General features: G+C 73.9%; 24 protein-coding genes. 14 read left to right on the top strand and 10 right to left on the bottom strand.

Translation table 11 applies throughout. From position 1 onward, the window contains the following. Positions 1-145: 145 nt before the first annotated feature. The 3 genes from NP048_RS11335 to holA all read left to right on the top strand — a co-directional run bounded on the left by NP048_RS11335 (position 146) and on the right by holA (position 3,738). Positions 146-1,096 (top strand): ComEA family DNA-binding protein, encoded by a 951-nt coding sequence (locus NP048_RS11335; RefSeq protein ID WP_227575709.1) that lies wholly within the window; start codon positions 146-148, stop codon positions 1,094-1,096. After that, entirely contained in the window at positions 1,093-2,634 is a 1,542-nt protein-coding gene (locus tag NP048_RS11330; RefSeq protein ID WP_256769265.1) for a ComEC/Rec2 family competence protein, read from the top strand. The genes NP048_RS11335 and NP048_RS11330 overlap by 4 nt, the downstream gene beginning before the upstream one ends. A 177-nt stretch (positions 2,635-2,811) precedes the next feature. Beyond that, complete coding sequence (gene holA, locus NP048_RS11325; protein WP_348519179.1) at positions 2,812-3,738, top strand: DNA polymerase III subunit delta; 927 nt, start codon at positions 2,812-2,814, stop codon at positions 3,736-3,738. 33 nt (positions 3,739-3,771) lie between these two features. Here the strand turns inward: holA and NP048_RS11320 are convergent, their stop codons facing one another. Both NP048_RS11320 and NP048_RS11315 read right to left on the bottom strand, forming a co-directional pair. Next, on the bottom strand, positions 3,772-4,389 hold the full coding sequence (locus NP048_RS11320) for an EAL domain-containing protein (RefSeq protein WP_227575707.1): 618 nt from the start codon (positions 4,387-4,389) through the stop codon (positions 3,772-3,774). 111 nt (positions 4,390-4,500) lie between these two features. Then, on the bottom strand, positions 4,501-5,229 hold the full coding sequence (locus tag NP048_RS11315) for an EAL domain-containing protein (protein WP_227575706.1): 729 nt from the start codon (positions 5,227-5,229) through the stop codon (positions 4,501-4,503). Between the two features lie 195 nt (positions 5,230-5,424). Here NP048_RS11315 and NP048_RS11310 point away from each other — a divergent pair, with 195 nt between their 5' ends. Together NP048_RS11310 and NP048_RS11305 are read left to right on the top strand one after the other, a co-directional pair. Next, a complete protein-coding gene (locus tag NP048_RS11310; RefSeq protein ID WP_255619472.1) occupies positions 5,425-5,550 on the top strand; it encodes a hypothetical protein in 126 nt (41 codons plus the stop codon). Positions 5,551-5,709: 159 nt separating this feature from the next. Next, complete coding sequence (locus NP048_RS11305) at positions 5,710-7,038, top strand: helix-turn-helix domain-containing protein (RefSeq protein ID WP_227575705.1); 1,329 nt, start codon at positions 5,710-5,712, stop codon at positions 7,036-7,038. Positions 7,039-7,147: 109 nt separating this feature from the next. Here the strand turns inward: NP048_RS11305 and rpsT are convergent, their stop codons facing one another. Continuing rightward, the gene (rpsT, locus tag NP048_RS11300) at positions 7,148-7,408 is read right to left on the bottom strand and encodes a 30S ribosomal protein S20 (protein ID WP_227575704.1); all 261 of its coding nucleotides are present in this window, start codon (positions 7,406-7,408) and stop codon (positions 7,148-7,150) included. A gap of 144 nt (positions 7,409-7,552) precedes the next feature. Further along, positions 7,553-8,068, bottom strand: coding sequence for a type II toxin-antitoxin system PemK/MazF family toxin (locus NP048_RS11295; protein ID WP_227575703.1), 516 nt, complete (start codon positions 8,066-8,068; stop codon positions 7,553-7,555). 89 nt (positions 8,069-8,157) lie between these two features. On the opposite strand from NP048_RS11295, the gene NP048_RS11290 reads away from it, so the two are divergent. From NP048_RS11290 to NP048_RS11280, 3 genes are read left to right on the top strand one after another with little or no spacing between them, the layout of a single operon-like run. Continuing rightward, positions 8,158-9,738 (top strand): circularly permuted type 2 ATP-grasp protein, encoded by a 1,581-nt coding sequence (locus NP048_RS11290; RefSeq protein WP_227575702.1) that lies wholly within the window; start codon positions 8,158-8,160, stop codon positions 9,736-9,738. Then, positions 9,732-10,661, top strand: coding sequence for an alpha-E domain-containing protein (locus NP048_RS11285; protein WP_227575701.1), 930 nt, complete (start codon positions 9,732-9,734; stop codon positions 10,659-10,661). Before NP048_RS11290 ends, NP048_RS11285 begins: the two co-directional genes overlap by 7 nt. Next, entirely contained in the window at positions 10,658-11,497 is an 840-nt protein-coding gene (locus NP048_RS11280; RefSeq protein ID WP_227575700.1) for a transglutaminase family protein, read from the top strand. Before NP048_RS11285 ends, NP048_RS11280 begins: the two co-directional genes overlap by 4 nt. Here the strand turns inward: NP048_RS11280 and NP048_RS11275 are convergent. Next, positions 11,481-12,362, bottom strand: a complete 882-nt coding sequence (locus NP048_RS11275) for a class I SAM-dependent methyltransferase (RefSeq protein ID WP_227575699.1) — start codon at positions 12,360-12,362, stop codon at positions 11,481-11,483. The genes NP048_RS11280 and NP048_RS11275 overlap by 17 nt on opposite strands. A 61-nt stretch (positions 12,363-12,423) precedes the next feature. Beyond that, positions 12,424-13,161: a maleylpyruvate isomerase family mycothiol-dependent enzyme gene (locus NP048_RS11270; protein ID WP_227575698.1), complete on the bottom strand. Its 738-nt coding sequence runs from the start codon at positions 13,159-13,161 to the stop codon at positions 12,424-12,426. Between the two features lie 162 nt (positions 13,162-13,323). Here NP048_RS11270 and lepA point away from each other — a divergent pair, with 162 nt between their 5' ends. Together lepA and hemW are read left to right on the top strand one after the other, a co-directional pair. Continuing rightward, complete coding sequence (gene lepA, locus NP048_RS11265; protein ID WP_284439699.1) at positions 13,324-15,219, top strand: translation elongation factor 4; 1,896 nt, start codon at positions 13,324-13,326, stop codon at positions 15,217-15,219. A gap of 31 nt (positions 15,220-15,250) precedes the next feature. After that, complete coding sequence (hemW, locus tag NP048_RS11260; protein ID WP_227575697.1) at positions 15,251-16,489, top strand: radical SAM family heme chaperone HemW; 1,239 nt, start codon at positions 15,251-15,253, stop codon at positions 16,487-16,489. A gap of 15 nt (positions 16,490-16,504) precedes the next feature. Here the strand turns inward: hemW and NP048_RS11255 are convergent, their stop codons facing one another. Then, entirely contained in the window at positions 16,505-16,885 is a 381-nt protein-coding gene (locus tag NP048_RS11255) for a DUF4870 domain-containing protein (protein WP_227575696.1), read from the bottom strand. Next, positions 16,882-17,259 (bottom strand): DUF4870 domain-containing protein, encoded by a 378-nt coding sequence (locus NP048_RS11250; protein WP_227575695.1) that lies wholly within the window; start codon positions 17,257-17,259, stop codon positions 16,882-16,884. Before NP048_RS11250 ends, NP048_RS11255 begins: the two co-directional genes overlap by 4 nt. Before the next feature lie 204 nt (positions 17,260-17,463). Here NP048_RS11250 and NP048_RS11245 point away from each other — a divergent pair, with 204 nt between their 5' ends. Further along, positions 17,464-18,474, top strand: coding sequence for a DUF2189 domain-containing protein (locus NP048_RS11245; RefSeq protein WP_227576018.1), 1,011 nt, complete (start codon positions 17,464-17,466; stop codon positions 18,472-18,474). Between the two features lie 70 nt (positions 18,475-18,544). On the opposite strand, the gene NP048_RS11240 is transcribed toward NP048_RS11245, so the two are convergent. Further along, positions 18,545-19,414 (bottom strand): DUF3097 domain-containing protein, encoded by an 870-nt coding sequence (locus NP048_RS11240; protein WP_227575694.1) that lies wholly within the window; start codon positions 19,412-19,414, stop codon positions 18,545-18,547. Positions 19,415-19,597: 183 nt separating this feature from the next. Between NP048_RS11240 and hrcA the strand changes: the two genes are divergently transcribed. From hrcA to NP048_RS11225, 3 genes are all read left to right on the top strand, one after another. After that, positions 19,598-20,620 (top strand): heat-inducible transcriptional repressor HrcA, encoded by a 1,023-nt coding sequence (hrcA, locus tag NP048_RS11235; protein ID WP_227575693.1) that lies wholly within the window; start codon positions 19,598-19,600, stop codon positions 20,618-20,620. 87 nt (positions 20,621-20,707) lie between these two features. After that, positions 20,708-21,829 (top strand): molecular chaperone DnaJ, encoded by a 1,122-nt coding sequence (gene dnaJ, locus NP048_RS11230; RefSeq protein ID WP_227575692.1) that lies wholly within the window; start codon positions 20,708-20,710, stop codon positions 21,827-21,829. After that, the gene (locus NP048_RS11225) at positions 21,826-22,584 is read left to right on the top strand and encodes a 16S rRNA (uracil(1498)-N(3))-methyltransferase (RefSeq protein ID WP_227575691.1); all 759 of its coding nucleotides are present in this window, start codon (positions 21,826-21,828) and stop codon (positions 22,582-22,584) included. Before dnaJ ends, NP048_RS11225 begins: the two co-directional genes overlap by 4 nt. A 79-nt stretch (positions 22,585-22,663) precedes the next feature. On the opposite strand, the gene ppdK is transcribed toward NP048_RS11225, so the two are convergent. Further along, positions 22,664-25,378, bottom strand: a complete 2,715-nt coding sequence (gene ppdK, locus NP048_RS11220; protein ID WP_227575690.1) for a pyruvate, phosphate dikinase — start codon at positions 25,376-25,378, stop codon at positions 22,664-22,666. Positions 25,379-25,443 lie beyond the last annotated feature (65 nt).

Raw genomic sequence — 25,443 nt, 5'->3', positions numbered from 1 at the left:
ACCGGTCAGGTCGGTCACGAGCGGCGTCGCGCCGCGCACGTGAGGTCGACGGCGAGCCGACCACAGCCCCCTCGAGGACGTGCGTCGTCCACCGGACCGACCGCCCGTCGACCGCCGGTGCCGTCGGCCTCCTAGCGTGCCGAGGGTGCCCCTCGACCGCTCCCGTGTCCCGCCGGACGTCGCGCGTCGGCTGGCCGTGCTCGCCGCCCACCTGGAGGACGTCCGGGATGCACGGCCCGGGGGCGAGTCGTCGACACCCGCGTCCGCCGCGGTCACGGGCTGGGTTCCCCGTCCTCCCGCACCCGGCGACCGGTCCGCCGGGGCCCCGCCGGTCGCGCGCGCCCGTGGTCCCGTGGCACCGGCGCACGACGAGCCGACCGGTGACGCACCCGTGCCGCACCCGCCGGTGCACCCGCCGCTGGCCGAGCCCGACGCGGACCCGTGGCACCCGAGCGTGACCTCGGCACTGGCCGTCGCCGCCGCGTCACGACCCCCGGTGCCGGCGGCGGTCGTCCGCTGGGCGCCGGGCTGGCGGACGGCCGGCGCCGCCGTCCTCGTGCTCGCACTCGTCATGGGAGGGATCGTGCTGCGCGCGGCTGCCGCGCCACGCGGTGAGCCGGTCGCCGTCCCGACGCCCGCGGTGGTCGGCCCCGACGCGGGGGCGCGGGAGCCGGTCGACGTGCCGGACCAGGTCGTCGTCCACGTGGTCGGCGCGGTCGCGCAGCCCGCCGTGGTGCGGCTCGCCCTCGGCGCGAGGGTCGCCGAGGCGATCGCCGCAGCGGGCGGGAGCACCCCCGAGGCGGACCTGGCGACGGTGAACCTGGCCCGCGTCCTGGCCGACGGCGAGCAGCTCGTCGTGCCGGTGGTCGGTGCCGCGGTGGTCGCGGCGGTGCCTGACGCGTCGGACGGGCTCGTCGACCTCAACGCGGCGTCGGCAGCCGAGCTCGAGGAGCTGCCGGGGGTCGGCCCGGTGCTCGCCGGGCGCATCGTGGAGCACCGCACCGCGCAGCCGTTCACGACGGTCGACGAGCTGGACGACGTGGCGGGCATCGGCCCGGCCCTGCTCGCCGACCTCCGGACACGGGTGCGGGTGTGACGGGCGGCCCCGCGGCTGCGTCCGTGGCGGTCGACCTGCGGCTCGTCCCCCCGGCGCTCGCCGCCTGGGGCGCAGCGCTGCTGGTCGTGCTCGCCCCGCAGGTCGCGGCCCGGGCGGCACGTCCGGCGGGGTTCCTGGTCGCCGTGGCCGGGATCGTCGTGCTGGGCGCGGCCGTGCGGGTGGTCGCGACCGGCTGCGGGCGAGCCGTGGAGCGGGGCGGCCACGACGTGCCGCGGCGGCGGCACGTGCTGCCGGCGGCCGCGATGAGTCTCGCGACGGCGGCCGTGGTCCTGGTCTCGGGTGCCGCGGCGCAGGAGGCCCGGGCGCCTGGGCTCCTCCTCACGGCGGTGGACGGTGAGCGCTCGGTCGAGGTCGTCGGTCGGGTGTCCGTCGGGCCGCAGCAGGTGCGCGGTGACGAGCGTTCGGTGGTGCGGTTCACGGTCATGGCGTCCGCCGTCCGGGTGGACGGGACATGGCACCGCCTGCGGCTGCCGGTGGACGTCACGGGACCGCAGGGTGCGCCTCTCGACGCGGCCGTCCACCTGCGTGGGGTCCCGACCGCGTCGGCGCCGGACGAGCGTGCAGCGCTCCGCGTGCGGCTGCGGGAGGAACCCGTGGTCACCGGACCACCGCGGGCGATGCACACGTGGGCCGGACAGGTCCGCGACGGCGCGCGGACCGTTGCGGGACCCCTGCCGCCGGACGTCCGCGGGCTGCTCCCTGCGGTGACCGTCGGGGACACCGACGCGGTGCCGGCCGACCTGGTCGTCGCGATGCGCGCCGCCGGGCTGGCTCACGTCACCGCCGTGTCCGGTGCGCACTTCGCGATCCTGGGCGCCCTGGTGCTGGCCGTCACAGCGGCCGCGGGGGCGCCGCTGCCGGTGCGTGCCGCCGCGGCGGCGGCAGCAGGAGCCGGGCTCCTGCTGGTGGTCGGACCCGAACCCAGCGTGGTCCGGGCCGCCGTGATGGGCGGCGTCGGCCTCGTCGGCCTGCTCGCGGGGCGGCGCGCGGCCGGACCGGCAGCGTTGTCCGGCGCGGTCGTCGCGCTGCTCGTCACCGACCCGTGGCTGTCGCTCGACGTCGGCTTCGTGCTCTCGGTCGCCGCGACCGCGGGTCTCGTCGTGCTGGGTGGACCGCTCGTGGAGGTGTGGGCCGCACGGTGCGGCCGGGACCTCGCCGCACTGCTGGCGGCGCCGGTCGCGGCCCAGGTCGGGTGCCTGCCCGTGACGCTCGCGCTGTGGCCCACGCTCGGACCGTGGTCCGTCGCCGCGAACATCGCGGTCGTGCCCGCGGTGGCGCCCGCGACCGTGCTGGGGCTGCTCGCCGCGCTGCTCGCGGCACCGTGGCCGGCAGCGGCCGACGTGGCCGCGGCGGGTGCCGGAGCCGCGTGCTGGTGGATCGCGGGGGTGGCCCGTGGTGCGGCCGGGATGCCGGGTGCCGCGCTCGCGTGGTGGCCGGGAGTGGGGGGAGCGGTGGCGGCCGTGCTCGTCGTCGTGGGGGTGGCGGTGCTCGCGCTGCGTCGGGCGCCGTCGACGTGAGTCCCGGGACGCCGGCCGGGCGCGGTGATGTGGGTGAGGCGTGGCAGGCTGGTCCACGTGGCAGCCCGCACCCCAGCACGACCGTCCCGCAGCGCCTCAGGATCCGCGCGCGGCCGCGCGGGCGGTGCGTCCGCCGGAGTCCCGTGGACGCAGGCCGCCCCCGCGCCAGTCGTCCTGGTGAGTGGCCCGGAGCACGTGCTGGCCGAGCGCGCGTGCGACCGCATCGTCGAGCTGGCGCGCGCCAACGACCCGGACGTCGAGGTCACGCGGGTCGACGCCGCGACGTACGCGGCGGGCGAGCTCGCCGTCCTGACGAGCCCGTCGCTGTTCGCCGAGGCCAAGGTCGTCGTCGTCGAGGGCGTGGAGCGCGCCGGGGACGCATTGCTCGTCGACGCCGAGGCGTACCTCGCCGCACCGGTGCCCGACGTGGTGGTGGTGCTGCGGCACGGCGGTGGGCAGCGCGGCAAGCGCCTGCTCGACGCGGCGAAGCGGGAGCAGATCCCGACCATCGGGTGCGAGTCGGTGCGGACCGACGCCGACAAGGCGGCGTTCGTGGCGGAGGAGCTCAAGCGGGCCGGGCGGCGCGCGGACCCGCGCGGCGTGCGCGCGCTCGTGGACGCCGTGGGCTCCGACCTGCGGGAGCTCGCCGCCGCGTGCGCACAGCTCGTCGCCGACACCACCGGGCTGATCGGGGAGGAGGCCGTGCAGCGCTATCACGGGGGCCGCGTCGAGGCCACCGGCTTCCAGGTCGCCGACGCAGCCGTCGCGGGCGACGCGGGCCGTGCGGTGGCGCTGCTCCGGCACGCCCTGGCGACGGGGCTCGACCCGGTGCCCGTCGTCGCAGCCGTCGCCGCGCGTCTGCGCACACTCGCGAAGGTCGGGGCGGTACGTGGCCGCGGTGCGGCGGCGGCCCGTGAGCTCGGCATGGCTCCGTGGCAGGTGGACCGTGCCACGCAGGACCTGCGCCGGTGGACGCCGGAGGGTCTCGCGGTCGCGATCGCGGCCGTGGCCCAGGCGGACGCCGAGGTCAAGGGCGAGGGTCGTGACCCGCGGTTCGCCGTGGAGCGGGCGGTGCTGCGGGTCGCGGGAGCAGCGGACCGCTAGCCGGCGCCGGACGCCCGACGTCCGGACCGGCGATCACGCAGCGGCGGCGATCAGGGCGGGCCTGCCCAGCGCGTAGCCCTGGAGCAGGTCGAACCGCAGCGCCACGCACCGTTCCTGCAGCCGCTCGTCGGCGACCCGCTCGGCGACCAGCTGCGCGCCGCAGGCTCGCGCTTCGTGCAGCCCTGCGCCACCGAGCCGATCGAGGTCCCGGCAGTCCACCTTCACGAAGTCGGCGTGGCACAGCATCGCGCGCTGCGCGGGTGACGCCGTCCAGTCGTCGAGCGCGACGCGGTAGCCGCGGTCCCGCAGCCGGGCCAGCCCTGCCATCGTGGCCGCGTCGGCGGGCACGGACTCGACCACCTCGAGGACGAGGCGGTGGTCCGCAGGAGGCAGTGGGTGCTCACCTGTCAGGAACGCGCGCGTCACGTTGACGAACACGAGCCCCGTACCGCACGGCGTCCTGCGGCCGTAGAGCGTGCGCAGCACCGCCGCCGATGCGGCGTCCTGCCGGGCGGCCGACCAGCGGTCCACGCCGGCGGTGCGACCGGACCGTGAGCGGTACAGGTACTCGTGGCCCAGGACGTCACCGTCGGGGCGACGGATGGGCTGGCGCGCGACCGGGCGGTGCGTCTCGGATCGGTGGGGTGTCACACCATGGGAGAGCGTGGTGCTGACGGTTCATGACGCTGGTCTCGCAGACATCACCCGATCAGCCCACGACGAGCGGGAAAGGGTCGCGCGTCGGTGGGGGGGATCCGGTGCTCAGTTGCCGACGAGGCGGGCACCGGCCCGGTCCAGCACGCCGGCACGCTCGATGAGGTTGCCCTGGAACAGCGTGAACCCGAGGTCGCGTGCGTGCCGCAGCGCGTCGGGTGACTCGACGTACTCGGCGACGAGCATCGCGCCGAACGAGCGCGCGACACGGACGACCGGGTGTCCTTCCACGTCGAGGTCGCGCACGTCCACCTTGACGAAGTCGACGTGCGGGAGCAGGCGGCGCTGCTCGGGTCGGTCCGTGAAGGCGGGCAGGGCGATCCGGAAGCCCTGCTCCCGCAGGCGGCGCAAGCCCGTCAACGCGGCGGCGTCGACCTCGGCATGGGTGCTGACCTCGACCACCAGGCGGTCGGGCCGGGCGGGCAGCGGAAGCTCTCCCAGGAGGTGCGCGCGCGGGCACCGGATGAACAGCAGGCGGCCGTGCGCGACGTGCTCGAGGTCCGCGCGGCCGAACGTCGCGCGCAGGACGTGGTCCGTGGCGCGCTCGTGCTCGGTCCGGCCCCAGGTGCGGGCGATCTCCGGGTGGTGCCCGGGGGACCGGTAGGAGAACTGGTAGGCGAACGGACGTCCGTGGGCGGAGTAGATGCCCTGGCGTGCCACGAGCACCGGCTCGTGCGCGATGTGCTGCGCCCAGGCGCGTCTCAGGGCACGCGGGATCGCGGCGTCGACCGCTGCGCCGAGCTGCGCCAGGGTCGCGTCAGCACCATCCGATGTCATGGCCCCTATGACACCACAAGTCCGGACATGTGATCATCTGGTCGCAGGGTGGAATCTGGGCGTACACGTTCGGGTGGTTGGGGTGTTCGCGCGGATCGCGGTGATGTGTCACCCTGTCGACGACGTGTCCCGACCCTGGCGGGCCGTCGGTATGACGTCCCCAGGGAGCAGGAAGCCCCTTGACAGGAGAACGCCATGAAGCACCTCGCCAGCGCGATCGCCGCTCTCGCCATCGTCGGCTCGCTCGTTGTCGGCGCCCCTGCAGTGACCGCCTCGGTGTCCCTCAACGGGCCCGGCGGTTGCTGCAAGGACTACATCTGAGAGGCCGTTGACGGGTGCGCCGTGCGACGTCCGTCGCACGGCGCACCCGCCGCGACGCGGGAAGAACGGCGTTCCCGCACGCGGCCGTCGCGGCGTCGCGACGTGCCGTGCGCGACAGGGGGATGGTAATCACGGCCGTCATACGTACAATGACATCTCATGACGACAATCGGTGACCGTGTGCGCGAGGCGCGGTTGGCGGCAGGGCTCTCCCAGACGGCCCTGGCCGGCAGTGCGTTCTCGCCCAGCTACATCTCCCTCATCGAGGCAGGCCACCGTGAACCCACGGACGCGGCCCTCGGGGTGCTCGCCGAACGGCTGGGCACCACCCTCGAGTTCCTCAAGCACGGCGAGGACGGGCCCAACGAGGCCCGCACCCGGCTCGAGCTCGACTACGCGCGGCTCGACCTGGCCAGCGGCGACGCGGGCGGCGCGGCACACCGCATCACGGCGCTCGACCTGTCGGTCGTGACACCGGTGCTGCGGGTGGAGGCGTTGACGACGCTGGCCCGCGCCCACGAGCTCCTGGGTGAGCTCGAGACGGCCATCACGCTGCTCGAGCCGCTGCTCACCGAGACGCAGCAGCGCCCTGACCACCTGCGCGCGGCCGTGCTCACCACGGCGCTCGTCGGGTGCTACCTGGAGGCGGGCGACCTGCACCGGGCGGTGGAGGTCGGTGAGCGGACGCTGGCCGACCTGGACAGCGCCGACCTCGTCGGGACCGACGAGCACCTGCGTCTCGCCTCGACCGTGCTGTGGGCGTACGTCGAGCGCGGCGACCTGCTCTACGCCACCCACCGCGCGGCGGAGCTGGTCCGTCTGGCGGAGTCGCTCGGCACGCCGCGCGGCCGGGGGAGCGTGTACTGGAACGCCGCGCTCGTCGCCGAGCAGCGCCGCGACTACGAGCTCGCGCAGCGGTACACCGAGCGGGCCCTCGCCCTGCTGTCGGAAGGGGAGCCCGACCGTGACCTGCCGCGGCTGCGGGTGAACTACGCGTGGTTGCTGCTGCGTTCCGAGCCGGCCGACCCGCGTGCGGCGCTGGCGCAGATCGACAAGGCGGAGCCCGGGCTGCAGGTCGTCGGGTCGGCACTCGACGTCGCACGCCTGCAGGTCGAGCGCTCGCGTGCGCACCTCCTGCTCGGTGACGAGGCGGCGGCCGAGGCGGACGCGCGGGCTGCGCTGGCCGGTCTCGGTGACGCCCCTCGACTGGAGGCTGCTGCGGCGCACATCGCGCTGGGGGACGTGCTCGACGCGCGCGGTGACCACGACGGCGCGGCGAAGGCGTTCCAGTGGGGCGCGGACATGCTCGGCATGATGGCGGCGACCCGGCACTCGGCGGGCGTCTGGCGCGACCTGGGCGACCGGTACCTGCGCCGCGGTGACGTCGACGCGGCCGCCCGGGCGTTCGACCGTGCGCTGCGCGAGGCGGGCTTCCAGCCGTCGGTCCCGACGGGTGCCCCGCGGCAGACGTGGTCGCTCGGCGGCTGATCTGCCACAGACGTCGGAAGGGCGGTACCCCGCGGGGTACCGCCCTTTCGACGTGTGGTGTGCTGGACCTCGCAGTCCGGCACGCGCAGGTGGAAGCTGCGCGGGCGCCTCAGAGGCTGTTGACGGCCTTCGACAGCGCCGACTTGCGGTTGGCGGCCTGGTTGGCGTGGATCACGCCCTTGGACACCGCCTTGTCGAGCTTGCGGGCTGCGACGACGAGCGCTGTGCTCGCCGCCTCCTTGTCGCCACCGGCGACTGCCTCGCGGACGCGACGCACGTACGTCTTGAGCTCCGACTTCACTGCCTTGTTGCGCAGCCGGGCCTTCTCGTTCGTGCCGATGCGCTTGATCTGGGACTTGATGTTCGCCACGTGTGGACTCTCTTGGGTAGGTCGCCGAAGCGATCTGACAGGTCGTAGAGGGCATGCGCAGCGCCAGGACTGGGGCGTGGGGACACCCGCGGGAAAGGCCTGCGCCCGCGCCCGCCGACCCAGGCGGGCACGCAGTTCGACATGTTACCAGCCGTGCACCTGGCCGGCGGCGCGCACCACGGCGGCGTACCGGTCCGGGTCCAGGGCGGCGCCTTCGCGCCGGACCTCGACGGCGGGCAACCGCAGCAGGCGGTCCAGGCGCACCTCGCTCGGCCGTCCCTGCCGGTCCCACGCGCCGGCACCGACGTCGAGCCACAGTCGCCCGCGCCGTGCCTCGTCGGCCGCGTCACGGTCGTGGTCCTTGCTCGTGAGCATCAGGCCGACGACGGTGCCGCCCTCGACGGCGACGACGAGGACGGGTCGGTCCTTGCCGCGCGCCGGGTCGTCCTCGTACGGGACCCACGTCCAGACGACCTCGCCCGGGTCGGGCCGGCCGTCCGCCCGAGGCGCGTACGTGGGGCGCAGCTCACCGCCGGTCACGGTTGACGCCGCGCGCTCCCGACGTGACAGGCCGTCGGTCGTGGTCGCACCGGGCCGCGACCTCGGCAGGAGTCGGCGGGCCGCGCCCCGCAGGGCGGTGCGCCAGCGTCGTTCGGTCACGGTGGCCGAGCCTAGCCTCGGCCCGGCACCCCGGAGCGGCGCTCGCCCCACGTAACGCGGCGTTGACACAGGCCGACTAGATTCGCGCCATGGCGGACCTCTTCGACGACTACCCGGCGGGGCCTGCGTGGGACGAGATGATCGGTCCCGAGGGCGAGGTGCGCTCGGCGTACCGGCACGTGCACTCCGCGCTCGCCGAGCTCTCCGCGGGTGAGCTGCGCGCTCGCGCCGACACCCTGGCGCGCTCGTACCTGAAGCAGGGGGTGACCTTCGACTTCGCGGGCGAGGAACGGCCGTTCCCGCTGGACGTCGTCCCGCGCGTCATGGCGGGCGAGGAGTGGGACCACGTCGCTCCCGGCGTCGCGCAGCGTGTCCGGGCGCTCGAGGCGTTCCTGGCCGACGTCTACGGCCCGCAGAAGGCGATCGCGGACGGTGTGGTGCCACGGTCGGTGGTGGTCTCGTCCCACCACTTCCACCGCGCGGCTCGTGGCATCGAACCGCCCAACGGCGTGCGCGTGCACGTCTCGGGGATCGACCTGGTACGCGACTCCCTCGGCGGCTGGCGCGTGCTGGAGGACAACGTGCGCGTCCCGTCGGGCGTCAGCTACGTCCTGTCCAACCGGCGCGCGATGGCCCAGACGTTCCCCGAGCTCTTCGCCGCGCTGCGGATCCGTCCTGTCGTGGACTACTCCCGGCGGCTGCTCGCGGCGCTCACCGCGGCAGCACCGCACGGCGTCGACGACCCGACCGTCGTCGTCCTGACCCCGGGCGTCTTCAACTCCGCGTACTTCGAGCACACCCTCCTGGCCCGCACGATGGGCGTCGAGCTCGTCGAGGGTCGCGACCTGTACGTCTCGGGCGGCCGGGTGTGGATGCGCACGACGCAGGGGCGCCGCCGGGTCGACGTGATCTACCGGCGCGTGGACGACGAGTACATCGATCCCGTGACGTTCCGCTCCGACTCGTTCCTCGGGTGCCCGGGGCTCATGACGTGTGCCCGGCTCGGCAACGTGACCATCGCGAACGCGGTCGGCAACGGTGTCGCCGACGACAAGCTGCTCTACACCTACCTGCCCGACCTCATCCGCTACCACCTGGGCGAGGAGCCGATCCTGCCCAACGTCGACACGTGGCGTCTGGAGGACCCGGGGGCGCTCGAGGAGGTCCTCGACCGGTTGGACGAGCTGGTCGTCAAGCCCGTCGACGGGTCCGGGGGCAAGGGCCTGGTGGTCGGGCCACGGGCTTCGCGCGCCGAGCTCGACGTGTTGCGCGGCAGGCTGCAGGAGGACCCCCGAGGGTGGATCGCGCAGCCGGTCGTCCAGCTGTCGACCGTGCCGACGCTCGTCGAGGACGGCCTGCGTCCACGCCACGTCGACCTGCGACCGTTCGCGGTCAACGACGGCGACTCCGTCTACGTCCTGCCCGGCGGTCTGACGCGGGTGGCGCTCCCGGAGGGCCAGCTCGTCGTCAACTCCTCGCAGGGTGGTGGGTCCAAGGACACCTGGGTGCTCGGAGGGCGCGTCCCGCGTCGCGCGCAGGACCAGCGCCAGTCGCTGCCGCAGGCCGTGCCCAAGGACGCGTCGGTGCCGATCGACTCGAACCCGTCGGACGCGCGGGCGCAGGTCATGCAGCAACAGCAGCAGCGGACGACGGGAGCCACGACGTGCTGAGCCGGATCGCGGAGTCGCTGTTCTGGATCGGTCGGTACGTCGAGCGCGCCGACGACACGGCCCGCCTGCTCGACGTGCACGTGCAGATCCTGCTCGAGGACCCCTGGGCGGAGGAGGACCTCGCGTGCCGGTCCCTGCTCTCCGTCATGGACCGTCCCGCACCGCCCGCCGAGCTCGACGTCGGGCGCGAGCACGTTCTCGACGTCCTCGGCTACGACAGGTTCTCCCCGTCCTCGATCGCGGGGGCGCTCGTCGCGGCGCGGGAGAACGCGCGGCGGGCACGCGAGATCGTCTCGACCGAGCTGTGGGAGTGCCTGAACACCAGCTGGAACCAGCTGCCGTCGCAGATGCGTCCGGCACGTCCGCACGACTACTTCACGTGGGTGCGTGAGCGGGCGGCGATCGTCACCGGGATCGTGGAGTCGACGACGTCGCGCGACGACACGTGGCACTTCATGGTCCTGGGGCGCTCCATCGAACGGGCCGACATGACGGCGCGGCTGCTGACGACCCGCGCGCTGGCCGGGTCCGCCGGACCGAGCTGGGCGACGCTCCTGCGCTCGTGCGGGGCGCACGAGGCCTTCCTGCGGACCTACCGCGGCAACACGTCGGACGAGCGCGCGGCGGGGTTCCTGCTGCTCGACCGGCTCTTCCCCCGGTCGATCGTGTACTCGCTGAACCAGGCCGAGGCGTCGCTGTCCGCGCTCGAGCCGGTCGCCGACCGGACCACCATCGACGACGCGCGGCGCCACATCGGGCTCGTGCGGACCAACCTGGAGTACCGCCCGCTGCTGGAGATCGTCGACGCGCTCCCGCGCGAGATGGAGCTCGTGCAGCGGGCCTGCTCGGCGGCCTCCGACGCGATCCGCGCACGGTACTTCCCGTCGGGTGCGGAGCTGACGTGGGTGGGGGAGGCGCTGTGAGCAGGTTGAGGATCGTCCACACGTCCATGTTCCGGTACGCCGACCCGGTGGTGGCGTCGTACAACGAGGCACGCATGACGCCGCTGTCCCAGGCGGGGCAGACCGTCCTGGAGTCGCGGCTCGACGTGCACCCGCAGACGTGGACGCACGACTACCGCGACTACTGGGGCACGCAGGTCACGGCGTTCGAGGTGCTGGCCCCGCACCAGTCCCTCCTGCTGACGGCGGAGCACGTCGTCGAGGTCGTCGAGCGGCCCGCGCCCACGTCGTCGACCGGCTGGGACGTGCTGCACGGCCCCGAGGTCCGTGACCGGCTGGCCGAGCACCTCGCGGACACCAGGACGACCGAGGTCCCCGACGACGTCGTGGAGATCGCGCGCCGCGCGGCCGACGGCCTCGAGCCGGCCGCTGCCGCCGAGGCGGTCTGCCTCGCGCTGCGCGACGAGCTGGAGTACATCCCCGGGGTCACCACCGTCCACACCCCGGCCGCCGAGGCGTGGACCAAGCGCACCGGTGTCTGCCAGGACATGGCGCACCTCGCCCTGGGGGCGCTGCGCTCGGTCGGCATCCCCGCGCGCTACGTGTCCGGGTACCTCCACCCCGACACGTCCGGTGAGATCGGCGCGACCGTCACGGGCGAGTCGCACGCGTGGGTCGAGTGGTGGACGGGGGAGTGGACGGGGTACGACCCGACCAACCGCGTGCGTGCCGGGGAGCACCACGTGGTGCTCGGCCGCGGACGCTGCTACGACGACGTCCCACCCCTGCGCGGCATCTACGCGGGGCCGCAGACGCAGGACCTCGTCGTGCAGGTGCGGATCACGCGCGAGGCCTGAGCCGTGCCGTGAGGGTGAACGAGGCGGGGAGTCGCTCGGGCCGGTCCGACAGGCGCCACTCACCGGTCTCCTGGTCGTACGTCATCAGACCGGCGAGCGACTCCCACGGCACGCTGTCGTGCTCGTGCAGCCCGGTGATCTCCATGCCGGCGTCGAGCACGGCCGTGACGATCTCGCCGAGGCCGTGGTTCCACTCGACCGACAGGGGTGCTGCGACACCCTCGCCGCCGGTGTACGTGAACGTGTCGTTCCATTCCAGCGGCTCGGGCTGCTCGAAGTACGACAGCTCCAGGGCGGGCGTCGCGGTGCCGGGACCGCTGATCCAGGACTGCTGCGACCGGTCGGGGTGCTCCTCGCCGACCACCATCCCCAGGGACGCCAGCAGGACGGGGTGCGCGTCGCGGACGAACAGCCGCCCGCCCGGCCGCAGCAGACCCGCGACGGTCTGCGCCCAGCGCTCGATGCTGGGCAGCCAGCACAGCGCACCGATGCCGGTGTACACGAGGTCGAACCGCGCCGGTCCCAGTACGTCGACCGCGCTGTAGACGTCCGACACGACGTACTCGACATCGGTCCCCGCGCGGGTCGCCAGGTCCTGCGCGGCCGCGATCGCGTCGCCCGACAGGTCGAGGCCGGTGACCTTCGCCCCCAGCCGCGCGAGGCTGAGGGTGTCGGTGCCGAGGTGGCACTGCAGGTGCACGGCGTCCAGACCCTCGATCTCGCCGAGGAGCGGCAGGTCGAACCGCACGACGCCCGACAGCGCCGTCGGGTCGGCGACGAGCTCGTGGGTCCCGTACCCGTTCGCGAGGTGCACCGGCACCCGGGCGTCCCAGTTGGCGCGGTTGACCGCGAGGTAGTCGTCCATGTGCCGGACGGTAGCGCCGCGGCGGCCCGCCACGCACGGGATATCTGCGCGTACGAGCAGATCAGGGGGTCAGGGAACCTCCGAGGGTCGCGCGCACCGCGGTTCGGTCGCCCGCCACGGCGAGGTGCGGGTCGTCGGCCGTCGTGCGTCCCCACAGCAGCAGGGCGAGCGAGGCCGCCGGACCGGTGACCTCGGCGACGGGCGCCGTGGGCGCGTCGTCCGCGGCGTGCACGGTCCACGTGCGGGCCGCGTCCGTCGCGACGAGCCCGACCCGCACGGGCGACGCCACCGACCGGCCCAGCCGCACCTGGCGGGGATGCATCACGTGCACGACCTCGTCGACCGTGTCCGCCCACAGCGCCGCGGGGACGTCCAGCGGCAGCCCTCCGGCGGTGCGCAGGTCCCACAGGTGCACGAGCGTCTCGTGGACCTGTCGCCGGTGCCAGAAGCGCACGACGCCGCTGTCGTCGAGCGTCCACGCGGGTGCGTCCGGATCGAGGGTCTCGAGGGTGGCGCGCAGCTCGGCGGCCTGCGTCGCGTAGAGCGCGTGGAGGTCGAACGGCCCCCGCCCCAACGGGGTCTCCGGGCGGCGGCGGGCCTGGCCGGCGGCCCAGTGGTGGATCCGGGCGAGGTGCACGACGAGGTCGCGCACGCGCCAGCGACCGCACGCGGCGACGCGCGCCTGAGGGTCGACCTCGTCGACCGACGCGAGGAACGCCTCCTGCAGCGCGGCGAGGGTCCGCAGATCCGGGGTCGTGAGATCGACGGCCACCGGTGCGCCGCCCACGTCGTGCGTCATGGGACCATGGTGGGGTCCGCCACCGACACCCGACAGGGTGGCGTCGGCCTCCGGGCGTCGGGATCCTGCCGACCGCGCCGGACGCCCGCGGGCGCCGGCGGCGTCCAGCGCCACCGTCGCCCGACCGTCGACCGACCCGTCCAGAAGCCGGAGAACGCCGAGTTGCCGATCCCGTCCGCCACCGCCGCCGAGGCGATCCGTCCCTCGGCGACCGCTCCCGAGCTGCTGCGCAACTTCTGCATCATCGCGCACATCGACCACGGCAAGTCGACGCTCGCCGACCGGATGCTGCAGCTGACGGGCGTCGTGGACGCGCGCGCCATGCGTGCGCAGTACCTCGACCGGATGGACATCGAGCGCGAGCGCGGCATCACGATCAAGTCGCAGGCCGTGCGCATGCCGTGGGGCGTCGCGGACGCCTCCGGGACCGTGCAGCCGTACGCGTTGAACATGATCGACACGCCGGGCCACGTCGACTTCACCTACGAGGTGTCGCGCTCGCTCGCCGCGTGCGAGGGTGCCGTGCTGCTCGTCGACGCCGCGCAGGGGATCGAGGCGCAGACGCTCGCGAACTTGTACCTCGCGATGGAGAACGACCTCCAGATCATCCCCGTGCTCAACAAGATCGACCTGCCGGCCGCGCAGCCCGAGAAGTACGCCGAGGAGCTGGCGAACCTCGTCGGTGGCGACCCGGCCGACGTCCTGAAGGTCTCGGGCAAGACCGGCGTGGGCGTCGAGGCGCTCCTCGACCGGATCGTCGAGCTCGTGCCCCCGCCCGTCGGTGACGCGGGCGCGCCGGCGCGCGCCATGATCTTCGACTCGGTGTACGACACGTACCGCGGCGTCGTGACCTACGTGCGCGTGATCGACGGCCGGCTCGACCCGCGCGAGAAGATCGTCATGATGTCGACGCGCGCGACGCACGAGCTCCTCGAGATCGGCGTCACGTCGCCCGAGCCGGTGCCGACCAAGGGCCTCGGCGTCGGTGAGGTCGGGTACCTCATCACCGGGGTGAAGGACGTCCGGCAGTCGAAGGTCGGTGACACGGTCACCAACTACGCCAAGCCCGCGGCCGAGGCGCTGGGCGGCTACTCCGAGCCCAAGCCGATGGTCTTCTCGGGCCTGTACCCGATCGACGGCTCGGACTACCCGGTGCTGCGCGAGGCTCTCGACAAGCTCAAGCTCAACGACGCGGCCCTCAACTACGAGCCCGAGACGTCCGTCGCGCTGGGCTTCGGGTTCCGCGTCGGGTTCCTCGGTCTGCTGCACCTCGAGATCGTGCGCGAGCGCCTCGAGCGCGAGTTCGACCTCGACCTCATCTCGACGGCGCCGAACGTCATCTACGACGTCACGCTCGAGGACCACACCGAGATCGTCGTCACGAACCCGAGCGAGTTCCCCGCGGGCAAGATCCGCGAGGTGCGCGAGCCGATGGTCAAGGCGACGATCCTCACGCCGAGCGAGTTCGTCGGGACGATCATGGAGCTGTGCCAGGGGCGGCGCGGCGACCTGCAGGGCATGGACTACCTCTCCGAGGAGCGCGTCGAGATGCGCTACGTCCTGCCGATGGCGGAGATCGTCTTCGACTTCTTCGACCACCTCAAGTCCAAGACGCGCGGGTACGCCAGCCTCGACTACGAGCCCGCGGGTGACCAGGCGGCCGACCTCGTCAAGGTCGACATCCTGCTGCAGGGCGAGCAGGTCGACGCCTTCAGCGCCATCGTCCACAAGGACAAGGCCTACGCCTACGGGGTCTCGATGACCGCGAAGCTCAAGGAGCTCATCCCGCGGCAGCAGTTCGAGGTGCCGATCCAGGCGGCCATCGGCTCGCGGATCATCGCGCGCGAGACGATCCGGGCCATGCGCAAGGACGTCCTGGCCAAGTGCTACGGCGGCGACATCTCCCGCAAGCGCAAGCTCCTCGAGAAGCAGAAGGAGGGCAAGAAGCGCATGAAGACGATCGGTCGGGTCGACGTGCCGCAGGAGGCCTTCATCGCGGCGCTCTCGTCGGACGCCGCGGGCAGCAGCAAGGACGCGAAGGACGCGAAGAAGAAGTGACGCGGCCGCACCCGCTCGCGGGCGGCCTGCCGTGAGTCCCGCACTGCCCGACGGCGACCCCGCGCCGCCCGACGGCGCACTGCCTGCCTCAGCCGCCACCGGTGCGGACGCACGCCGCTTCGGCGTCTACCTCCACGTGCCGTTCTGCGCGGTGCGGTGCGGGTACTGCGACTTCAACACGTACACGGCCACCGAGCTCGGGGGCGGTGCGAGCCTGGCGCAGTACGCCGCCACGGCCTCGGAGGAGATCGCGCTCGCGGACCGCGTGCTGCAGGGGGCGGGCGTCCCCCGACGCCCTGTGGCGACGGTGTTCGTCGGCGGGGGGACGCCGACGCTGCTGCCGGTGGACGATCTCGTGCGCCTCCTCGACGGGGTGCGTACGACGTGGGGGCTGATGCCGGGCGCCGAGGTGACGACCGAGGCGAACCCCGACTCGGTGACCCCGCAGGGGCTCGCCCGGCTCGCGGCGGCGGGTTTCACGCGGGTGTCGTTCGGGATGCAGTCGGCGGTGCCCCACGTGCTGCGCACGCTCGAGCGGACGCACGACCCGGCGCGCGTCCCCGACGTCGTGCGCTGGGCGCGCGACGCCGGTCTGCGGGTGTCGCTCGATCTCATCTACGGCACGCCGGGGGAGTCGCTCGACGACTGGCGGCGCTCGGTGGAGGTCGCGCTGGCGACCGGCGTCGACCACGTCAGCGCCTACGCGCTCGTCGTCGAACCGGGCACGCGGATGGCCGTGCAGGTCCGGCGCGGCGAGCTGACCCTGCCGGACGACGACGACCAGGCCGCCAAGTACGAGCTCGCGGACGACCTGCTGACGGCCGCCGGGCTGCGCTGGTACGAGGTGAGCAACTGGGCGCGGACGCCCGCCGACGCATCCCGGCACAACCTCGGGTACTGGCGTGGCGACGACTGGTGGGGGATCGGCCCGGGCGCGCACAGCCACGTCGGCGGCGTCCGGTGGTGGAACGTCAAGCACCCGCGGGCGTACGCCGACCGGTTGGCGCGCGGGCTGAGCCCGGCCGCGGGCCGCGAGATCGTGGCCGGAGGCACCGCGACGCTCGAGCGCGTCATGCTCGGGGTGCGGATCGCAGAGGGGCTGCCCCTGCAGGACGTGCCCGCGCAGTCTCGTGCGGCCGTGGCGGGGCTGGTCGCCGACGGGCTCGTGGACGGGGCCGCCGCCGTCGGTGCCGACGGGCCGCGGCGGGTGCTGCTCACGCGGCGCGGGCGGCTCCTGGCGGACACGGTCGTGCGCGCGCTCGTCGGCTGACGGGCGCGGGGCCGGTCAGGTCACCAGGCGCAGCGTGGCCGGGTACCGGTACCACTCCCAGCGGCTGGCGGCGACGGCCGCCAGGATGCACAGCACGAACCACGCGACCAGGACGCCGAAGAAGAGGAACGGCACGAGGCCGAGGGACACCACCCACACGACGGCGGACACCACGAGCGCGATCAGCGCCGTGATCTGGAAGTTGAGCGACTCCTTGGCGTGGTGCTCGAGGAAGGGCCCGCGGCCGCGGAACACCAGCCAGACCACCAGCGGCACGAGGAAACCGGGCCCCAGCAGGGGCAGCACGTGCACGAGGATGGCCCACGTGCGCTCTTCGTCGGGACGCAGCGGCGGTGCGGGCGGGGGCGGCGTCCACGCCGGGGGTGCAGCGCTCACCGGACCAGCTCGAGGCTGACGGGGTACCGGTAGGACCCACCGCGGTACGTCGCGGCCGCGGCGAGGAGCGACAGCACGAGCGCCACGATCCCGACCGCGACCTTGCCGACCCAGCCGATCACGCCGATGACGGGGAAGTGCTCGACGACGTGCAGCACGACCATCGCGATGAGGGCCGTGAGCTGGAAGTTCAGCGCCACCCGGGCCTCACGCGCCACGGCGGGGTCCTGGTCGCGCTGCACGAGCCAGACCACCAGCGAGGCGACCCACCCGAGGAAGAGGTAGGTCAGCACGCCGCCGAGGTGCGCGACCATGGCGAGGCTGCTGCCCTGCGTGGTGCGTGCGGGCGGGATGGACCGAGGGTCGTGGGGCACGTGCGTCTCCCGTGGTCGTCGTGGGGTGCCGTCACCGCGCCGCGGCGTGCAGGCCGGTGCGCCCGTGAGCGTGGTCCGCAGCGTACCGGCGGGTGCGCGTGGCCGCGTCCCTGCACGGCGAGGCGCCTTGACACCCTGCGAGACGTTTCGATTCGCTGACCTCGGGACGTGCCCACGTCCCGAGACGCGCCCAGGAGGCCTGCAATGAGCGAGAACCCCGGCGGGACCCCGCCGCGCGACGACGACCCGAGCGTCCCGCCGCCCCCGCCCGCCTTCGGGCAGCCCTCGGGCGACGTCCCGCCGCCCCCGCCCGCCGAGGGCAGCGCACCGCCCCCGTACGGGACGCCCGGCGCACAGCCCGGCGCGTACCCCCCGCCCCCGCACGGCGCGCCCGGTGGCCAGCCGGGCTACCCGCCGCCCGCGTCGCCGTACGGGCAGCCTGCAGGCCAGCCGGGCTACCCGCCGCCCGCGTCGCCCTACGGGCAGCCGGGCGGCCAGCAGCCGTACGGGCAGCCGTACGCGCCGGCGCCCGGACAGGTCGACATCGGTGCCGGCTTCTCGTGGGCCTTCACCAAGTTCGGTCAGAACTGGGCGGCGTTCGTGCTGGGCGGGCTCGCCTGGTTCGCCGTCATCCTGGTGGTGGGCTTCATCGGCCTGGGGCTCGTGGGCGGGGTCGCCGCCGTCACGAGCAACGCCGACGGCGTGGCCGGGGCTGCCGCGGGGCTGGGCGCGTCGATCGGCATCGCGATCTTCATCGCGCTCATGGTGCTCCTGCTGGTGCTCTTCAGCGCGGCGTTCATCAAGGCGGGGCTCAAGGTGGCCGGCGGCCAGCCGATCTCCGTCGGGGACCTGTTCGACACCTCCCACGCCCGCAGCCTGCTGCTCCTCGCACTCATCCTCGGTGGCGTCGGGCTCCTCGCGAGCTTCATCCCGATCATCGGTCAGCTCGCGTTCGTGGTCGTGGGCTTCTTCGTGTTCTACGCGGTCGTCGCGATCGTCGACCGCAACGAGGGACCGATCGACGCCATCCGCACGAGCGTCGCGCTCCAGACGCGTGACCTCGGCACGGGCATCCTCGTGTACCTCCTCGTGGCGGTCGTCAGCTGGATCGGCACCGCGGTGTGCGGCATCGGCGTGCTCGTGTCCCTGCCCGTGGGCGCGCTGCTGACCGTCTACGCGTACCGGCGGCTGACGAACGGCCAGATCGCCGCCTGACCTCATCACCCAGCACGCGGGGCCCGTCCGCCGGACGGGCCCCGCGTCGCGTTCGGACCCGACGTCGCCGTCAGGCAGTGACGAAGTCGATGAGCTCCTCGACACGACCCAGCAGGCTGGGCTCGAGGTCCGCGTACGACCGCACCGAGCGCAGGATCCGCTGCCACCCGCGCGCCACGTCGGCCTGCTCGTCCGCCGGCCACCCGAGCTCGCGCAGGATCCCGCGCTTCCACTCCGTCCCGCGCTCGATCGTCGGCCACGCCGCCAGCCCCACGCGCTCGGGGCGCACGGCCTGCCAGACGTCGACGTACGGGTGCCCCAGCACGCGCACCGTGCCCGCGGGGACCGTGCGCAGCGCCTCCTCGGCGAGGCGGCTCTCCTTGGACCCGGGCACCAGGTGGTCGACGAGCACGCCCACGCGCCGGTCGGGCGCCGGCCGGAAGTCGCGCAGCGCGTCGGCCAGGTGGTCCACGCCGTCGAGGAGCTCGACGACGACACCCTCGACGCGCAGGTCGTCGCCCCACACCTTCTCGACGAGCTCGGCGTCGTGCTTGCCCTCGACCCAGATGCGCGAGCCCCGGGCCACCCGCGCGGGTGCGTCGGGCACGGCGACCGAACCCGACGCGGTGCGCGTCGGTCGCACGGGTGCCCGGCTGGTCACCGGCGCCGTGAGGACGACCGGCTGACCGTCGACCCAGAACCCGGGACCGAGCCGGAAGGTGCGCGTCCGACCACGCCGGTCCTCGAGCACGACCACGTGCAGGCCGCCGGACTTCTCGACCCGCACGACCGCGCCGACCCACCCGGTCTCCACGTCCTCGACGACCAGACCGCGCTCGGCCGGCTGCTCGCGCGACGCGCGCGCAGGACGGTGGTGGGTGGGACGGGAGGCGGCGCTGCTGCTCGAGAGCACGTCGCGGCCGTATCGGTCGACGGTCACGCGGGCACTCTAGGAGGTCGTGCGCCCTGCTCCACGGGCGACGCGCGGTGCCGCCCCGGCTCCACCGGGGGACCGCGTAGAATTGGCACTCGGTCCGGGTGAGTGCTACATCGGGCCGCCCGTGAGGCGACCACGTGCACGTGGTCGCACGGACGGTGTGGACCCGGGGACGGAGGGAGCGACATGAGCGACGACCGTCGGTTGGACGTGCTGCGCGCCATCGTCGAGGACTACGTCGCGACCCGCGAGCCGGTCGGGTCGCGGGCGCTCGCGGAGCGGCACGCCCTCGGGGTCTCGCCCGCGACGATCCGCAACGACATGGCCGCCCTCGAGGAGGCCGGCCTCATCGTCCAGCCCCACACGTCCGCGGGCCGCGTGCCGACCGAGCTCGGGTACCGAGAGTTCGTCGACCGGCTGTCCGGGGTGCGGGCGCTGTCCGCCGCGGAGAAGCGGGCCATCGGGACGCTGCTCGAGGAGGCCGTCGACCTCGACGACGTGATGGACCGGGCCGTGCGGCTGATCGCGCAGCTCACGCACCAGGTCGCCGTCGTGCAGTACCCGTCGCTGCGCCGCTCGGCGCTGCGGCACGTCGAGCTCGTGCCCGTCGGCGCGCGCCACCTGCTCGTCGTCATCATCACGACGACCGGCCGGGTCGAGCAGCGCACGCTCGAGCTCACCGAGGACCTCGACGAGTCGGTCGTCGCGCGGCTGCGGCTGCGGCTCAACGCCGCTGCCGCCGGTCTGCGTCTGGCCGAGCTCGACGTGGCGCTCGAGGCGCTCGCGGACGAGTTCGGGCCCGACGGCGCCGACCTGGCCAGGTCCGTGTCCGCCGTCGTCGCGGAGACCCTCGCGCAGGAGCGCGAGGAGCGCGTGATCGTCGCGGGCGCCTCCCACCTGGCCCGCAGTGCGGGTGCCGACTTCCCGCACACCATCGGGCCGGTGCTCGAGGCGCTGGAGGAGCAGGTCGTCCTGCTGCGCCTGCTCTCGGAGATGGCCGAGGACTCGGCGGGTGTGGCCGTGCGCATCGGGCGCGAGACGCAGCACGAGGGCCTCGCCGAGACCAGCATCGTCACGAGCGGCTACGGTGCGGACGGCTCGTCCGTCGCGGTCCTGGGGTCGGTCGGGCCGTTGCGGATGGACTACCCCCAGACGATGGCGGCGGTCCGAGCCGTCGCCCGCTACCTCACCAGGATCCTTGCAGGCTGACCGGTCCGCCCCGCGTCCGCGCCGCCCGGTGCGATGCGCCGGGGCCTGGGCACCCCACGCACGAGCAGGAAGCGAGCAGCACCCCACGTGACCGACTACTACGAGATCCTCGGTGTCCAGCGTGACGCGACAGCCGAGCAGATCAAGAAGGCCTACCGGCGGCTCGCACGTGAGCACCATCCCGACGTCGCGGGCACCGACCCCGCCGCGGAGGAGCGGTTCAAGGACGTGTCGCGCGCGTACGACGTGCTCGGCAACGCCGAGAAGCGGCGCGCCTACGACATGGGCGCCGACCCCGCGTCCCCGGGCGGCGGGATGGGCGGCGGCTTCGGCTTCCAGGACATCTTCGAGACCTTCTTCGGCGCGGGCGGTGGCGCACCGCGGGGTCCGGTGCCGCGCGCCCGTCGCGGGCAGGACGCGCTCGTCCGGCTGGACCTGGACCTCGCGGAGGCGGCGTTCGGCGCGCACCGCGAGGTGCAGGTGGACACGGCCGTGCTGTGCCCCACGTGCGGTGGCACGTGCTGCCGTCCCGGCACGTCGCCGCGCACCTGCGAGGTGTGCGGCGGGCGCGGGTCCGTGCAGCGCGTCGCACGCTCGTTCCTCGGTCAGGTCATGACGACGCAGCCGTGCGCCGCGTGCCACGGCTTCGGCACCGTCATCCCCGAGCCCTGCACCGAGTGCGCCGGCGAGGGCCGGGTGCGTTCGCGGCGCACCCTGACGGTCGACGTGCCGGCCGGTGTCGACACCGGCACGCGCATCAAGATGACCGGGCAGGGCGAGGTCGGCCCGGCCGGCGGTCCCCCGGGGGACGTCTACCTCGAGGTGCGCGAGCGCAAGCACGAGACGTTCGTCCGGCGCGGCGACGACCTGCACGCGACGCTCCAGGTGCCGATGACGGCCGCCGCCCTGGGCACGGTCGTCACGATGGACACGCTCGACGGGCCGCAGGAGCTCGACCTGCGGCCGGGCACGCAGCCCGGCCAGGTCCTGACGCTGCGAGGTCTCGGTGTGGGTCACCTGCACGTCGGAGGTCGGGGCGACCTGCACGTGCACGTCGAGGTCCAGGTCCCGACGCCCGCGGACGACGAGCAGGCGGAGCTGCTGCGGCGCCTGGCCGTGCTCCGCGGCGAGGAGCGCCCCGAGGCGCGGCTGGCCGCGGCCAACCCCGGGATGTTCGCCAAGCTGCGCGACAAGCTCAGCGGCCGGTGAGCGCACCGGTCTTCGTCGTCGAGCCGGGCACGCTCGACGACGTGCGCGCCGGTGGTCAGTACCTGCTCGCGGGCACCGAGGGACGGCACGCCGGCGTCGTGCAGCGGCGCGGCCCCGGGGAGCGGGTCGACGTGGTCGACTGCGCCGGGGTGCGCCTCGTCGGGCGCGTGCGGGCCGCGGGCCCCGACGGGGTGACGATCGACGTCGACGACGTCGTGGTCGAGGCGGCTCCGGTCCCGCAGCTCGTGCTCGTGCAGGCCCTGGCCAAGGGCGACCGCGACGAGATGGCGATCGAGGCAGCCACCGAGGTCGGTGTCGACGTCGTCGTGCCGTGGCAGGCCGAGCGCTCCGTCGTGGTGTGGCGCGGCGAGCGCGCGCAGAAGAGCCGTGCGCGGTGGATCGGCACGGTCCGCGCCGCGACCAAGCAGTCGCGTCGCGCACGCATGCCCGTGGTCGAGCAGGCCCTCGACCACGCGGGCCTCGTCGCCCGCGTCGCCGCGGTCACGGCCGCGGGTGGTGCCACGCTCGTGCTGCACGAGTCCGCGACCGTCCCGCTGCACCAGGCCGCGCTGCCGGCGGCCGGCGAGGTGCTCGTCGTCGTCGGACCCGAGGGCGGCATCAGCGACCGTGAGGTCGCCGCGCTCACGCAGGCCGGTGCGGTCGTGTGCCGGCTGGGACCGCACGTCCTGCGCACGTCGACCGCCGGCCCCGTCGCGCTCGCGATGCTCGCCGATCGTCTCGGCCGCTGGGGCTGAGACTCCTCGGTCCGGGCGTGCGGGTGGGGGCGGTGGCGCGTGACGGGGAAGAGACGCCACCGCCCCCACTGGTCCGTGGTCAGCGGGAGTCGACGCTCGCGTGGTCGACCGCGGCACGGCCGGCCTCGAGGCGGGCGACCGGCACGCGGAACGGGGAGCAGGACACGTAGTCCAGACCGACCGCGTCGAAGAACCGGATGGACTCCGGGTCACCGCCGTGCTCGCCGCACACCCCGAGCGTCAGGTCGGGCCGGGCCGTGCGCCCACGCTCCACCGCGACCTTCACGAGCTGACCGACACCCGTGACGTCGATCGTCTCGAAGGGCGACACCGACAGCACGCCGTTCGCGGTGTACTGCGAGAAGAACGCGCCCTCGACGTCGTCGCGGCTGAAGCCCCACGTCGTCTGCGTCAGGTCGTTGGTGCCGAACGAGAAGAACTGTGCCTGCGTGGCCAGACGGTCCGCCGTGAGCGCCGCACGCGGCAGCTCGATCATGCAGCCCACCGGCAGGTCGACCGTGACGCCCTGCTCGGCACTCACGTCCGCCATGATCGTCGTCGCCCGCTCGCGGACCAGGCGCAGCTCCTGCACCGAGGCCACCAGGGGGACCATGATCTCCGCGTGCGGGTTGCCACCGGCGGCGAGCCGTGCGGCGACCGCCTCCGCCACCGCGCGGATCTGCAGGTCGAACAGGCCGGGCACGACCAGACCGAGCCGCACGCCGCGCAGACCCAGCATCGGGTTGGCCTCGTGCATGCGGCGCACCGCGGCGAGCAGCGTGACGTCCCGCTCGTCGGTCTTGCCGCGTTCGGCCGCCAGGGCGACCTTGACGGACAGTTCCGTGAGGTCCGGAAGGAACTCGTGCAGCGGCGGGTCGATGAGCCGGATGGTCGTCGGCAGGCCGTCCATCGCCTCCAGCAGGTCCGTGAAGTCCTGCCGCTGCATCGGCAGCAGCGCGTCGAGCGCCTCCTGCCGCTCGACGTCGTCCGCCGCGAGCACCACGCGCTCGACCAGGACGCGTCGCTCACCGAGGAACATGTGCTCGGTGCGGCACAGGCCGATGCCCTCCGCGCCGAGGCTGCGGGCACGTCCCGCGTCCTCCGCCGTGTCGGCGTTGGCGTGCACGCGCAGGCGTCGCGTCGCGTCGGCGTGCTCGAGGATCCGGTGGACAGCGCTCACGAGCTCGCGGGTCTCGTCGTCCGGTGCCTCCTCGAGCGCGACGTCCAGGCCGTCCTCGAGGTAACGCTGCACGGGCGAGGGCACGACCGGGACGTCACCGAGGAAGACCTCGCCGGTGGTGCCGTCGATCGCGATGACGTCGCCCTCGGAGACCGTCTCGCCGCCGCGGGTGAGCATCGTGCGTGCTGCGGAGTCGACGAGGAGCTCCTCGGCGCCGACGACGCACGTGCGTCCCATGCCGCGTGCGACGACCGCCGCGTGCGACGTCTTGCCGCCGCGCGCCGTCAGGACGCCCACGGCGGCGATCATGCCGCCCAGGTCGTCGGGGTTGGTCTCGCGGCGCACCAGGATGACGTCCTTGCCCTCGGCGGCCCACTGCTCGGCCGTGGCCGGGTCGAAGACCGCCATCCCGACCGCGGCACCCGGCGAGGCGGGCATCGCCTTGGTCAGCAGCACGCGGTCCGTGCCCTCCGCGGCGAACTGCGGGAACTGCAGCTGCGAGAGCTGGGCACCCGTGACCCGGGACAGGGCCTCGTCCATCGTGATGAGGTGCTCGTCGACGAGCTGGCAGGCGATGCGGAACGCCGCGGGCGCCGTCCGCTTGCCGACCCGGGTCTGGAGCATCCACAGCTTGCCGCGCTCGATCGTGAACTCGATGTCGCACAGGTCGCGGTAGTGGGTCTCGAGGCGACGCATCGCCTGGCGCAGCTCGGTGTACGCCGCCGGGTCGACCTGCTCGAGGTCGGCCAGGGACAGCGTGTTGCGGATCCCTGCGACGACGTCCTCGCCCTGCGCGTTGACCAGGTAGTCGCCGTAGTCGCCGAGCCGGCCGCTGGCGGGGTCACGCGTGAACGCGACACCCGTGCCCGAGGTCGGACCGAGGTTGCCGAAGACCATCGAGCACACGTTGACGGCGGTGCCCAGGTCGTCCGGGATGCGCTCCTTGCGGCGGTAGAGCCGGGCGCGCTCGGTGCCCCACGAGTCCAGGACCGCGACGATCGCCAGGTCGAGCTGCTCGCGGGGGTGCTGCGGGAACTCGCGCCCGGACTGGTCCCGGACGATCTGCTTGTAGGTGGCGACGAGGGCGCGCAGGTCCGTCGCGTCGAGGTCGACGTCCGCGGTGACGCCGCGGGCGGCCTTCGCCTTGTCGAGGGCGTCGGCGAAGAGGTCTCCGTCGATGCCGAGCACGGTGCGTCCGAACATCTGGATGAGCCGGCGGTAGGAGTCCCACGCGAAGCGCTCGTCGCCCGACAGCTCGGCCAGGCCCTGGACGGACGCGTCGTTGAGGCCGACGTTGAGGACCGTCTCCATCATCCCGGGCATCGAGAACTTCGCGCCCGAGCGCACCGACACCAGCAGCGGCTCGTGGAAGTCGCCGAGACGGCGGCCCAGCTCGTCCTCGAGGTGGCGCACCGCCATGGTCACCTCGACCCGCAGCTCGGGGGGTACCTCTCCCGTGCGCATGTAGGCACGACACGCCTCGGTCGTGATCGTGAACCCCGGCGGCACTGGCAGGCCGAGCCGGGTCATCTCGGCGAGGTTCGCACCCTTGCCGCCGAGTAGGTCCTTCTGGTCCTTGTCGCCCTCGCTGAAGTCCTTGACGTACCGAGCCATGGGGCATCCTCCGTCGCTCGCGCGAACCGAGCTCCGTTGCTCGGCGTCCTGCTCCCAGTGTTCTC

This window comes from Cellulomonas xiejunii (assembly GCF_024508315.1).
In the GTDB taxonomy this organism is placed as follows: Bacteria; Actinomycetota; Actinomycetes; order Actinomycetales; family Cellulomonadaceae; genus Cellulomonas; species Cellulomonas xiejunii.
This window is presented reverse-complemented; position numbering and strand designations above follow the sequence as displayed.

What these genes read in the sequence shown, in the direction of transcription:
- NP048_RS11315 (WP_227575706.1), bottom strand. Translation starts at nt 5,229, where the DNA reads ATGACATCGGATGGTGCTGACGCGACCCTGGCGCAGCTCGGCGCAGCG.
- NP048_RS11310 (WP_255619472.1), top strand. Translation starts at nt 5,425, where the DNA reads ATGAAGCACCTCGCCAGCGCGATCGCCGCTCTCGCCATCGTCGGCTCG.
- NP048_RS11305 (WP_227575705.1), top strand. Translation starts at nt 5,710, where the DNA reads ATGACGACAATCGGTGACCGTGTGCGCGAGGCGCGGTTGGCGGCAGGG.
- NP048_RS11290 (WP_227575702.1), top strand. Translation starts at nt 8,158, where the DNA reads ATGGCGGACCTCTTCGACGACTACCCGGCGGGGCCTGCGTGGGACGAG.
- NP048_RS11275 (WP_227575699.1), bottom strand. Translation starts at nt 12,362, where the DNA reads ATGGACGACTACCTCGCGGTCAACCGCGCCAACTGGGACGCCCGGGTG.
- NP048_RS11270 (WP_227575698.1), bottom strand. Translation starts at nt 13,161, where the DNA reads ATGACGCACGACGTGGGCGGCGCACCGGTGGCCGTCGATCTCACGACC.
- NP048_RS11245 (WP_227576018.1), top strand. Translation starts at nt 17,464, where the DNA reads ATGAGCGAGAACCCCGGCGGGACCCCGCCGCGCGACGACGACCCGAGC.
- hrcA (WP_227575693.1), top strand. Translation starts at nt 19,598, where the DNA reads ATGAGCGACGACCGTCGGTTGGACGTGCTGCGCGCCATCGTCGAGGAC.
- ppdK (WP_227575690.1), bottom strand. Translation starts at nt 25,378, where the DNA reads ATGGCTCGGTACGTCAAGGACTTCAGCGAGGGCGACAAGGACCAGAAG.